At 37.3% G+C, this 12,744-nt stretch carries 10 protein-coding genes and 1 pseudogene; 4 read left to right on the top strand and 7 right to left on the bottom strand.

Annotation, left to right across the window (positions count from 1 at the left end; genetic code table 11):
* Positions 1-12: 12 nt before the first annotated feature.
* Positions 13-177: pseudogene (locus tag FE394_RS07585) on the top strand (type II toxin-antitoxin system HicB family antitoxin); the annotation flags it as partial.
* 90 nt (positions 178-267) lie between these two features.
* Here FE394_RS07585 and FE394_RS07580 read toward each other — a convergent pair.
* Positions 268-1,890: an ABC transporter substrate-binding protein gene (locus tag FE394_RS07580; protein ID WP_319925791.1), complete on the bottom strand. Its 1,623-nt coding sequence runs from the start codon at positions 1,888-1,890 to the stop codon at positions 268-270.
* A gap of 549 nt (positions 1,891-2,439) precedes the next feature.
* Between FE394_RS07580 and FE394_RS07575 the strand changes: the two genes are divergently transcribed.
* The 3 genes from FE394_RS07575 (at position 2,440) to FE394_RS07565 (ending at position 4,461) form a co-directional block, all read left to right on the top strand.
* Positions 2,440-2,553, top strand: a complete 114-nt coding sequence (locus tag FE394_RS07575) for a hypothetical protein (RefSeq protein ID WP_419836316.1) — start codon at positions 2,440-2,442, stop codon at positions 2,551-2,553.
* Between the two features lie 709 nt (positions 2,554-3,262).
* Positions 3,263-3,736, top strand: a complete 474-nt coding sequence (locus FE394_RS07570; protein ID WP_319925789.1) for a VapA/VapB family virulence-associated protein — start codon at positions 3,263-3,265, stop codon at positions 3,734-3,736.
* Positions 3,737-4,020: 284 nt separating this feature from the next.
* Positions 4,021-4,461: a VapA/VapB family virulence-associated protein gene (locus FE394_RS07565; protein ID WP_319925788.1), complete on the top strand. Its 441-nt coding sequence runs from the start codon at positions 4,021-4,023 to the stop codon at positions 4,459-4,461.
* A gap of 82 nt (positions 4,462-4,543) precedes the next feature.
* On the opposite strand, the gene FE394_RS07560 is transcribed toward FE394_RS07565, so the two are convergent.
* The 6 genes from FE394_RS07560 to FE394_RS07535 all read right to left on the bottom strand — a co-directional run bounded on the left by FE394_RS07560 (position 4,544) and on the right by FE394_RS07535 (position 12,651).
* Entirely contained in the window at positions 4,544-6,151 is a 1,608-nt protein-coding gene (locus FE394_RS07560; protein ID WP_319925787.1) for a peptide ABC transporter substrate-binding protein, read from the bottom strand.
* Positions 6,152-6,228: 77 nt separating this feature from the next.
* A complete protein-coding gene (locus tag FE394_RS07555) occupies positions 6,229-7,851 on the bottom strand; it encodes an ABC transporter substrate-binding protein (RefSeq protein ID WP_319925786.1) in 1,623 nt (540 codons plus the stop codon).
* Between the two features lie 107 nt (positions 7,852-7,958).
* Entirely contained in the window at positions 7,959-9,593 is a 1,635-nt protein-coding gene (locus FE394_RS07550) for a peptide ABC transporter substrate-binding protein (protein ID WP_319925785.1), read from the bottom strand.
* A gap of 78 nt (positions 9,594-9,671) precedes the next feature.
* Entirely contained in the window at positions 9,672-9,860 is a 189-nt protein-coding gene (locus tag FE394_RS07545) for a hypothetical protein (RefSeq protein ID WP_319925784.1), read from the bottom strand.
* Between the two features lie 299 nt (positions 9,861-10,159).
* Positions 10,160-11,815 (bottom strand): bifunctional metallophosphatase/5'-nucleotidase, encoded by a 1,656-nt coding sequence (locus FE394_RS07540; RefSeq protein ID WP_319925783.1) that lies wholly within the window; start codon positions 11,813-11,815, stop codon positions 10,160-10,162.
* Between the two features lie 11 nt (positions 11,816-11,826).
* On the bottom strand, positions 11,827-12,651 hold the full coding sequence (locus FE394_RS07535) for a ribonuclease T2 family protein (RefSeq protein ID WP_319925782.1): 825 nt from the start codon (positions 12,649-12,651) through the stop codon (positions 11,827-11,829).
* Positions 12,652-12,744: the final 93 nt, after the last annotated feature.

Genomic DNA, 12,744 nt, shown 5'->3' with positions numbered 1-12,744 from the left:
CACGGAAAATCAGATATCAATATGGATATGAATCAGTTCGAAGGCAAAATCGAGCGTATTAATATTACATTGCCACTACGTTTAATTAATCGCATTGATACAAAAGTTAAACAACATCCTGAATTTGGCAGCCGCAGTGGTTTTTTAGCCTTAGCAGCCCGTAAAGCATTACAATAATTTTTCAGACAGAGCCTGCATTCGCAGGCTCTCAATAGAATAGGTTGATCTATACCCAATAGTTTTAATCAATCACCAAACATAATTAATTTAATGTTTAATAACATAAAGGTCTTTCGTTGATGTTTCGCCCAGGGAATTAGAGGAATACCCCCCAATATAAGGCTTCACCAATATCGCATTAACATAATAATAAACAGGTGTAATTGGTGTATCTTTAGTTAGGATATCAACTGCCTTTTGAAAATCCTCTTGCTTATTGGTTTCTCCGGCTTCACTTACCAAACTATCAAAATCTTTATTTGCATAGAATGATATATTATTCGTCTGATTTGTTGTGAAAATATTTAAAAAAGATATCGGATTGTTATAATCGCTAATCCATCCGCCTCTGACAACGTCAAATTTTCCCTGATGCTCATTATCTAACAAAACTTTCCATTCTTCAGTTTGTGTCTTAACAATAACACCAAGGTTTTCTTTCCACATTGACGTTGCCGCAATAGCAATTTTCTTATGCATATCTGATGAGTTATAAACCAAATTAAATGTAAGAGGATGCGTCTTATTAAAACCGGCTTCATTCAATAATTGCCTCGCTTTTTTAATTCTCTGTGCTTGCGTCAAGAATTCATAATCAGGTTTGTTAAATTTAAAACCACCAATTCCTGGTGGAAGAATTGTATAAGCAGGTATCTGACCTTGAGCTACAACCTTATTGGCAATAATGTCTCTGTCCAGAGCAAGGCCTAATGCCTGCCTGACTCTGGCATCGTTAAATGGTGCTTTTTTAGTATTAAACGCATAGTAATATGTACTAAGAATGGGTGTAATATGAACTTGTGAACCAATTTGTTTCTTTAATGATGCAAAATGTTCCAACGGAATAGTAAATGTCATATCTATCTCTCCGGCCAGATAACGATTTAAATCTGAAATATCTGATGAAAGAGGGAGATAAGTTACTTTATTAATTACCGTATTCTTATTATCCCAATATTGAGGGTTTCTGACGCCGACAATTTTTTCATTTACTTTCCATTCAGATAATTTAAATGCCCCACTAGAAACAAAAAATTCAGGTTGAGTCCATCTATCACCGTATTTTTCGACGACTTTCTCACTCATCGGAGACGTAATAGCGAAAGCCAGCATCTGTAAGAAATATCCAACGGGCTTTTCTAACGTAACTTCTAATGTAGCGTTATCCAACGCTTTGACACCAAGATCCTCAGCTTTTTTCTTTCCGGCTAAAATCTCTTTCGCATTCACTACAGAGGCATCCGCAAAATAGCTGCCATAAGGAGAAAGCATTTTAGGATCTGTTAAGCGCCGCCAGCTAAACACCACATCATGAGCGGTAATCGGTGTACCATCAGACCATTTGATTCCCTTCCTTAAATGAAAAATCCATGTTTTGTTATCTTTCGTTTCCCAGCTTTCTGCCAGTTTAGGTATAATCTGTCCTTCCTTATCGATGCTCACTAATGTATCAAAAAAATCATTTATAATATTAATTGCTATATTACCTTCAACTTTACCGACATCCAGTGAAGCAGGCTCTGAACCATTATTGCGCACAATTTCTTGTTTTTCGGCTAATTGTGTTCCGGGTGGGATTACTGCCGCATAAGATAATGTGATACCAGCCAACATAATACTGATAGAGTAAGATAATATTTTTAACGTATTAATTCCAATTTTATTTAACATACTATATTCCCCAAAAAATCATGCTATCGCATTTATTATTTAACCTCAGTTTTTATAAAAATTAATTTATGTTTGAAATATGGATTCAAAAATGAAGGATGATGGAAAGAGAATCAATCCTCGGGCGCAAAGATAATTCTATGTTTATAACTACGTGATTGGAGTGATTAGTATTATGCTGTTAACAATGTAAGTATGAAAAATTTCCCATCCCCCCTAATCCTGAAAGCTAATATAATATTAGCCTAATATTGAGGATGTATTGTCGTGCACTATCCTATTACTAGGACTATGACAGCTAACATATTATTCTAGTTAATTATTTATTCAAGCATTCAAAAAAACATACAGTTATTTTACATTACCTGACAAAAAAACATTATCCTTATCCCCAATGACGATGATTTTCGCCGACAGTATTATGTTGCCCCCCCGTAATCCTTTAGAACAGAGGTTCTGTCAGATATGGCAAAACTTACTGAAAATTCGTCAGGGGGGAATACATGATAGCTTTTTCTCCCTCGGGGACATTCACTACTGGCAGTACAGATGACCGTGGCGATCAGAGAGAATATTGCGGGCAATTTCACAATGCGGCAGCTACTCCAAGCGCCGACAGTTGCCGAAATTGCTACAGTCATCTGTAAAGATTTATCCGCATAATAGACCCTAATTAATAAGATATCTTCAAGTAAAACAGGCTGTCTATAATTTATTTCAATACAAATTATTGTCAGATTTTATTCATATAACAATCATATTTATTGAAGAATTTAACTAAATAAAAAGCAATTGTACACTTTAGTTAATTACTATGAGAACATTTAACATTTTATCTTTAAAATAATAAAGATAGCTTGATTTACTCACCTAAAAAATCACTCAAAAGTGATATTTTCTGAAACATAACAAACAAGGAAACATAATAATAATTTCATTATGCTAACTGTATAAACATGAACTTATAAATATACTGTTATACTTATCAAACCCAGATGTTATTACACTAGCAATAATAAAAAATTATCAATATCCATAACCTTCTTCCAAATACAACGCCATCCTAAAAAACAATATCATTTCACCTTGAAAACATTTAAACATGCACTATGATTTAAATAGAGATGAAGTTCGGTAAATAATCTAACTGGATAAACATTAAATATTCATATTTAATTTTAAAATTATTATTTAATTTATATTAACCCTGCCTATTTATAAAAAATATTTTTTATATATTTTATAAACAATAAGATGGAAGTTAATATTAAAAAGTAAACAAGGTATCTTATAAAATTAAAGTGTAAACAGTGAAAAAACTAAAATAACTATCCGCATTTGGTTATTTTAACATTAAAATCAGGAGAGTATTATGACAGAAAAATCATCAGTTGAAAAAGACTCAGTATTACTTGCTGAAGAAAAATTTAAACTCAGAAATTTATTGACTGAAAGTATGAGAGGAAAAATAGACGAAGAAACCATTAATAACACAGAAAAAAATTTATCTCAAAATTACGAGTACGTTTATGCTGCGTCAGCAACTGTGGTTAGTTTTGGTTTCTATTCATCTTATAAAATCTATATTGATGGTAGCAAACATTTTGAAGGTGATGCTTATGGATTTCACGCACCTGGCTATGGAAAATATGTAGGAAGACTTCATACCAATAATATTGAAAAAGTTTTTAATGAATGCACTCATTTCTTATCAGCTGCAACTACAGTTACATTAATGGTAGGCTTTTCCACTTCAACATTCATAACTGACATTTATGGACGCTTTGACGGAATAGGATTCGGATCAGTAGGAGGTGCCAGTACTGGTACTGGAAATTGGTATTAATTCGCTATGCTTATTTTTTTAAAAATAAATGACATTTCAAAATCATGAATTACCTCCTTACTCCTCTAGACACGGGGAGCAAGGATTCCTCATGTATCAGAATGTAGTACTTATTATGTTAACCCACAGGTTACTCCATATTTTTCACAAAAGAAAAACACTATTAAGGCGAATATACATACAACATTATTATATAGATAAATTATAATTCACCAATAGAGATTGGAATGTTATTAATTTATTTTCATTAAATTCATTAATAAAAAACATACAGGAATCATTATATGAAAAATATCTTTTCTATAGAAAACAGGTTAAAACCCGTAAATTACCTAGTCAAAATCATGGATGGAAAACTTGACAATGACACTATTAATAATATTAAAGAAAAAGTATTAAATTTAGGTATAAATAGCTACTCAGGTACAGTACATGTAGAGAGTACTGTTTTTTACACATCACTTGACTTAAGTCTTGATATTGGAAAAAAATTTAAAGGAGGAGCCTGGGGATTTGAATCAATAGGCTATCTTAATTTTACTGGAACTTTATTAACAAGTGATATTGATAGGCTTACCACAGAAGGTACTCTTTATACTATGGCCGATACTGCGGTGGGAATTTCTATATTATTTCTCAATACATCGTTGAGTCCTTTGGGGTCTTTTGAAGGTATCGGAGGACCAATGATAGGTGTAGCTTCTGGTCATGGTAATTGGTCTTAACCAATTTAAAAACTATATTTTATACTTTTTCAAGCTGCATCTGATAAAGTTGCAGCTTGAAAATTATTAAATATTATTCTTTTTAATGTTCAATAATATAAAGGTCTTTTGTGAAATACTCACCCCTTGAGTTAATATCAAAACCGCCGACATAAGGCTTAACCATATGATGGTTAACGTAAAAATAAATAGGAATAGCCGGGAGGTCTTTTGTTAATATGTCAGAGGCTTTCTGATAATAATCTTTAGAGTTAGTTGCACTTGCTTTTTCCAAAATTTCATCAAACTCTTTGTTTTCATACATGGATGTATTTTTAATTTGTCCAGATGAAAACATAGCTAAGAATGTCATTGGACTATCATAATCAGCCACCCATGCCCGCCGGATAACATCAAATTTACCTTGATGCATATTATCCAGCATGACTTTCCATTCTTGATTCTGCAACGCGGCACTTACACCAAGATTTTTCTTCCACATTGAACTCACTGCAATAGCAATTTTCTTATGTGATTCCTGTGTATTATAAAGAATACTAAAAGCAAGGGGGTTATCTTTATTAAATCCAGCTTCATTCAATAACTCTTTTGCTTTAGCAATACGCTGCTCCTGAGTCCATGACGCATAATCAGGTTGCTCAAAATTGAATCCACCAATATTTGGCGTCAGCATCGAATAAGCCGGTAATTGCCCCTGCCCCAATATTTTATCAACAATAATATCCCGATCTACGGCTAGACTCAGTGCTTTCCTGACTCTGACATCATTAAATGGCGGTTTTTTATTATTAAACTCATAAAAATATACCGTTGACTTGGGAGAAATTTTCACCTCATCAGGCAATGATTTCCTCAATGACGGAAAATCTTCTGTTGAAATAGTATTAGTAATATCGATTTCACCCGCCAGATAACGGTTTAAATCCGCTTTTTCTGAAGACAGAGGAAGGTAAGTGACTTTATTAATGACGGTATTCTTATCATCCCAATATTGAGGATTTCTGACTCCGACCAGTTTTTCATTTACAACCCATTCAGAGAGTTTATAGGGTCCGCTTCCCACAAATGCTCCCACTCTGGTCCACTTATCACCATATTTTTTTACGGCTTTTTCACTGATAGGAAACGTAACCGGATGGCCCAGCATTTGCAGGAAATCCCCGACGGGTTTATCTAATTTAACTTCCAGAGTAAAATCATCCAGCGCCTTTACCCCAAGCTCTTCCGGTTTTTTCTTACCAGTCAGTACATCACTCGCATTCACTACAGACGCATTTTCAAGATAACTGCCATAAGGTGAAACAGTGTCTGGCTCAATCAATCGCCTCCAACTGAATATCACATCATGAGCCGTAATGGGTGAACCATCTGACCATTTGATATCTTTTTTTAAATGAAATATCCATGTCTTATTATCTCTGGTTTCCCAGCGTTCAGCTAATCTTGGCTCAACTTTGCCCTGTTTATTAACATTAATTAAACCTTCAAAAAAGTCGCTGATAATATTGAACTCAACATCACTCGAAACTTTATGAGTATCCAATGAAGCGGGTTCAGCGCCATTATTACGCACAATCTCCTGCTTCGCGGCAAGTTTTGTACCAGGAGGAACAACGGCGGCATGGGACACTGCGATATTCCCTGATATCAATGCAATAGCACAAGAGAGTAGTTTGATCTTCTTGCTCATAATTAATGTTCCCATTATTTTCTGCATTTTAATGCGCTCCATAATTTTTTTAGTATTTAAAATACATTCATTTATATTCAGTGCTTAATGACATAAAGATCCTTTGTGAAAACATATCCTCTTGAATCCACATAAAAACCACCAATATAAGGTTTGACCATCTTGGCATTAACATAATAATAAACAGGAATAATTGGCGCATCGTGAGTCACGATATCTAACGCTTGTTGGTAACTGGATTTATAATTGGTTCTTCCGGATTCAGACACCAGCTCATCAAACTTTTTATTTGAATAAGATGATGAATTCTGCGTATGGCCTGTCGTGAAAATATTGAAAAATGTCATCGGGCTATTATAATCGGCAATCCAACCATATCTGGCAATATCAAACTTTCCTTGGTATTTGTTATCCAGCACCACTTTCCATTCTTGATTTTGCAAAATGACATCAGCACCAAGATTCTTTTTCCACATAGAACTCACTGCAATGGCAATTTTTTTGTGCGCTTCCGAGGTGTTATACAATAAATTAAATTTAAGCCGATTACTTTGATTAAATCCTGCCTCATTTAATAATTCTCTGGCTTTTGCGATACGTTGCTCTTGTGTCCAGGAAACATAATCAGGTTGTTGGAAAGAAAAACCTCCGGTATCAGGCGGGAGAAGGGTATAAGCTGCTTTCTGTCCCTGCCCTAATACCTTATCGGCAATAACATTCCTATCTACCGCTAAATTCAGTGCTTGTCTTACCCTGATATCATTAAAAGGTGGTTTTTTCGTGTTAAATTCATAAAAATAAGTACCTATTCGGGGTGATATATTGACTTGTTCGGGATATTTTTTCTTTAATGAAGCAAATGATTCTAGTGGAATGGTCAGAGTAATATCAATTTCACCTGCCAGATAACGATTTAGATCGGCTTTATCAGATGCCAACGCAAGATAAGTCACTTTATTAATAACGGTATTTTTATCATCCCAATACTGAGGATTTCTGATACCGACGACTCTTTCATTAACAACCCATTCAGATAATTTAAATGCACCGCTGCCAACAAAGTACTCAGGCTTTGTCCATTTATCGCCATATCTTTTGACCATTTTTTCATTTATCGGAATCATACTGGGATGTGCCAGCATCTGTAAAAAGTCTCCGACAGGCTTATCTAATTTTACTTCTACCGTAAAATCATCAAGTGCTTTTATACCCAATGCTTCCACTTTACTTTTACCTTGCAGAACGTCAGTGGCATTAACCACTGAAGCATTCACAAGGTAATTTCCATAAGGAGAGCCGGTTAGTGGATCAATTAAACGCCGCCAGCTAAATACCACATCATGCGCAGTGATCGGCGAACCATCAGACCATTTCGCATCTTTTCTCAGATGAAAGATCCAATTTTTATTGTCATTCGTTTCCCAGCTTGTTGCTAACTTTGGTTTAATTTCACTTTTCTGATCGATATAAATCAAGCCATCAAAAAAATCACTGATGATGTTAAATTCAGTATCACTTTCAACTTTATGCACATCCAAAGAAGCTGGTTCTGAACCATTATTTCTTACAATCTCTTGTTTTTCAGATAATTTTATTCCTTCTGGCACAACCGCCGCATAAGATAGTGAGATATTTCCCCACATTAATGCAATGACACAAGATAATAGTTTTATTTTTTTTGTGTTAATTATTTTTGGCATATTTTACTTCTCCAAAGTTGTATTTACTCTTATTTTCACTAGTTACATCCTCATTAATTTAATGAATTCTGTAATCAGAGTCTGATAAGACAGGCTCCGATTATTTTTTAATGCTTAATAATATAGAGATCTTTGGAAGATATATAATCCATTGGACTTACATACACTCCACCGACATGCGGTTTTATCATGTGATTAATGACATAATAATAAACAGGAATTACCGGCATATCATTATTTAAGATATCCAGTGCTTTTTGGTAATAAGCCGTGTCATTGGTTTCACCGGCTTTAATCACCATCTGGTCGAAATCACTATTAGAATATTGCGGTATGTTATGGCTGCTGCCAGTTAGGAAAGTATCCAGAAAAGACATCGGGCTATTGTAATCCGCTGTCCATGCGTATCTGACAACATCGAATTTGTTCTGGTGCATATTATCCAACATTACTTTCCATTCTTGGTTTTGCAAGTTGGCCTGAATACCGAGGTTCTGTTTCCACATGGAAGTCACAGCAATCGCCAGTTTTTTATGTGATTCCTTCGTGTTGTAAAGCAAGTCAAATTTAAGCGGATTGTTCTCGTTAAAACCCGCTTCATTCAGGAGTTCTTTGGCTTTTTGAATCCGCTGTGCCTGTGTCCATAAGGCATACTCTGGCTGGGTTAATATAATCCCGCCGATATTGGGAGGAAGGACATGGTAAGCGGGCAGTTGCCCCATTCCAAAGACCTTTTCGGCAATGACTTCTCTGTCTATGGCTAAACTTAATGCCTTCCTGACTCTGACATCATTAAATGGCGGTTTTTTGGTATTGAAGGCGTAATAATAGGTACTTAACATCGGATCGATATGAACCTGATCGCCCAAAGTTTTCTTTAATGATGCAAAGGAATCCAGAGGAATAGTATGAGTAATGTCGATTTCCCCTGCGAGGTAACGGTTTAAATCTGATTTTTCCGATACGAGAGCAAGATAAGTGACTTTATTAATCACTGTATTTTCATTATCCCAATAGTGAGTATTCCGGATGCCTACCACGTGTTCATTTACTTTCCATTCAGACAGTTTGAATGCCCCGCTGCCCACAAAAGTGTCAGGATGCGTCCATTTATCGCCGTATTTTCGGACAATTTTTTCACTGACTGGCACTAAAACCGGATGGGTTAATATCTGCAAGAAATAAGCTACGGGTTTATCGAGTTTTACTTCAAGAGTGGAATTATCCAGTGCTTTAACGCCGAGTTCTTCCAGTTTCTTCTTGCCTGACATTATGTCGTTTGCATTCACGACATGAGCAGTTCCAAGATAACTGCCATAAGGCGATCCTATTTCCGGATCAAGCAGGCGCCGCCAGCTAAATACGACATCATGGGCAGTAATCGGTGTGCCATCAGACCATTTCGCGCCTTCTCTTATATGAAAAATCCACGTTTGGTTATCGCTGGTTTCCCAACGTTCCGCCAGACGGGGAATAATTTTGCCTTTGTTATCGGTGTAGACTAAACCATCAAAAAAATCATGGATAATATTCAGTTCAATGTTACTTTCTACTTTATGTACATCCAAAGAGGCAGGAAAAGTCCCGTTATTACGCACAATTTCCTGTTTCTCCGCTAATTGTGTGCCCGGTGGAACGACGGCAGCATAAGAGGGTGCAATATTTGTTAATAGTATTCCCATCGAGTAGGTAAGGATTTGGGTGAGTTTGTTTTTAAGCAAACTCGCCATGATTTTCTTCATATTTTTAATCTCCATTAATGACTATTTTTATTATTACATTACGCTACCATATTTATTAATCTGCTGCTTTAATTAACTTTATTGAGTAATAATAGAACCAGGTTCAGCAAAGTTATTGCGGGTGATTTCTTGCTTATCGGCTAATTGAACATTGGGGGGAATAACTGCGGCATAAGATAATGTCGTACTTCCCAGTATCAGACTGACGGAACAGGTTAATGCTTTGGCAATTTTATTTTTTATTAGCCTTGCCATCATTTTCTGCATATGAATAGCCTCCATAACTGTTTTCATTATTAATAATAATTACATATATCACTATCACCTTATAATCGTCACCTTATCAGCATTACTAACATAAATACTACTATTACGAGTAAAGTCTTTGATTAATTAAAACTATATTTAAATTTGTAAATCAGCCGAATGAATAAGTGCAACGCATCATAATTAGCGTTGCACTTAATTCTTTGTATTCAGATGATCTGGATTAAACACCTGTTACAGTATCTTTAATCTATTTGTTTTAGCTACTGCGGTCTGCGTTATCTTTTACCGCTGTCACATTATTTTGCTCCGAGATCAATAATCCGATCTTGTTTCGGGTAATGAATGGGGGATTTTTCCTTGAAGTATTTCACGACTGCATCCACATCCGGCACACTATATACCGGATCAGTTCCCTCTTTAAATACCGAGAAATTACTTCCTCCCGTCGCCAGATATTCATTGGCTGCCACGCGGTATTTCGCTTTCATATCTACAGGCTTCCCGTTGATTTTCATCGAACCGGCAATCACGCGATCACCCACAGGTTTGGTGCTATCCCATGAATATTGGAAGCTATGTGATACCAGCAGAACTTGCGGACGAGTACGATCCCATTGCTGTTCCAGCAGTCGTTTGATCTGCTCTCCGGTCAATGTTTTAGTCACCATCATATTGGAGAATGGCTGGACAGTGTAAATCGCGTTATAGGTGACATCTCCTGCGTCCATCGGTGCCCGGATCCCTCCGCTGTTAACAAACGCAATCTGTGCTCCGCCATCTGCTTTAGCCGTTGTTGCATATAAATGGGCATCCGCGATAACTTTACCCAATGCAGATTCGCCCGCTGCATTGGTTTCTTTCGTCAGATTACTTTCCAGTTTGCCGATCACGCGGTTTGCCAGCGGTGTGGCTATTTTTTCGTAGGATGAGAGTAATTCGGTAATTTTGGGATCTTTGCCATATTTACGGTTATCAACCCAGATATTTTTAGCCTTGAAGTCCACCACATCTTTCGTGGTTTTATCCAGTTTCAGATCCAACTGAGTCAGCAATGCGCCATTGGATTGAGCAGAAGTGACGGATTTACCATTAATCACACAGTTATAAGCCTGATGGGTGTGGCCACTGATAACAAAATCCACTTCTTTATCCAGATGATTAACGATATCCAATATCTTACCGGTCACGTCATTACAGGCGTTGACGTCAATCTTTCCACCATCAGGCTTCTGTGCAGCACCTTCATGGATCAAAATTCCTATCGCTTTCACGCCTTTTTTCTGCAATTCCGGCACTAACGCATTGATGGTTTTAACTTCATTGGAGAAAGTCAGTCCTTCAGTACCTTGCGGTGTCACAATGGCGGGTGTTCCCTCCAGCGTCAGTCCGATAAAGGCAACCGGAATTCCATCAAACTCTTTGATGACATATTCAGGGAAAAGTGTTTTACCGGTTTTATTAACGGTGACGTTAGCAGACAGATATTGGAAATCAGCCCCCGTGAACGGTTTTGGTCCCTGACAGCCAGTCACCGGATGACAGCCGCCATTTTGCTTACGCAGTAACTCTTCCTTACCTTTATCAAACTCATGGTTACCGACAGATGTTGCGTCCAATCCAGCAAGGGATAGCGCTTCAATACTCGGCTCATCGTGGAACATGGAAGAAAGCAGCGGGCTGGCACCGATCAGATCCCCTGCGGCAACGACGACGTTATTCGGGTTCTCTTGCTTCAGCTCTTTAATCAAAGTTGCCATGTGCTCAATTCCCCCCGGCTGGTTAGGACCGGGGGCTTTCAACGCACCATGAAAGTCATTCAGGCCCAGTATCCGGACATCTACCACATTTGCTGTATCATAAGCTGGCTTAGTTGCACATCCTGCCAGCAATACCGCACCAATCGCAATCGGAAGTAACTTATCTTTATGAAGTGCCTTATATTTATCATTCATTTTGTTATCTCTTAATGTTCAGGTTTCGGACAATCAATGACTTCAAAGTTCTTGCTGTAACAGATATAAAATTCGTCATGAACAATCTGAATATGTTTGCCTTTCAGCACCGGATTATGTTCTTGCAGGAATTGAATCAGTTTCTTATTCGATGGGCGATCTGCTGGTAACACTAAACGGTTGAAGAGTTCCTGCTGTTTGCCGAAAAAGTTTTCTGCTGTATCGAAGGCACAAGCGCCGTGTTTTTCCCATTCCGCCTGCAATAAATCTATACCGGGAGAAGTACACAGGTAAGGTTTGATGGTTTGATAATCTAACGCGGGCAAATCGCCCTTACACAAACGAGGATGTTTACGAATCTCTGACCAGTCACGACACTCTTTCATGGATTTCCCATCGCAGGTTTCCGCCCACAGGCCATGCAGTATCCAGCCAAATTTATTATCGGAGAAACATTGAAATGCTAACTTTTCATGTTCGCGTTGGGCTTGTTCTTTTTTCCCCTCATGCTCAAGCTGTTTTATTTCTTTCTTTTTGTAAGCACAAAATGCAGGTGAGTAGTTAACTGCCAGCTTAAAGTAATCGGTTGAAGCCTTGTCGTTCTGACCGTAATGGTCGGTTTCAGCATCATAATCATAATGGGCTGTCGGCTTTTCCGGCACTGTGCAGGAAGTCCCTGCCATCAATGCAATTTGCTCTTTTGGTGGTTCAGTCGGTTCGGGCGGAGTTACGCATCCCGATGCCATGAATGCCAGAACGAGAGGCACTATTTTTAGAAAGGATAACGATTCTAGAAAGGGTAACGACTTCAGAAAACGCATTTTCAGAAAAGGCATATCGGTAGCTCCATTTTCATGTATCCCCCTGATCTTTCAGGCCGCTACTTTATTGATAGTGATCTTGATAACAACGTTGGCAGCAACTTAAAA

It is taken from the genome of Xenorhabdus littoralis (assembly GCF_033949345.1).
Classification (GTDB): domain Bacteria; phylum Pseudomonadota; class Gammaproteobacteria; order Enterobacterales; family Enterobacteriaceae; genus Xenorhabdus; species Xenorhabdus littoralis.
The sequence above is the reverse complement of the archived record's forward strand: the minus strand, read 5'-3'. Positions and strand labels throughout refer to the sequence as shown.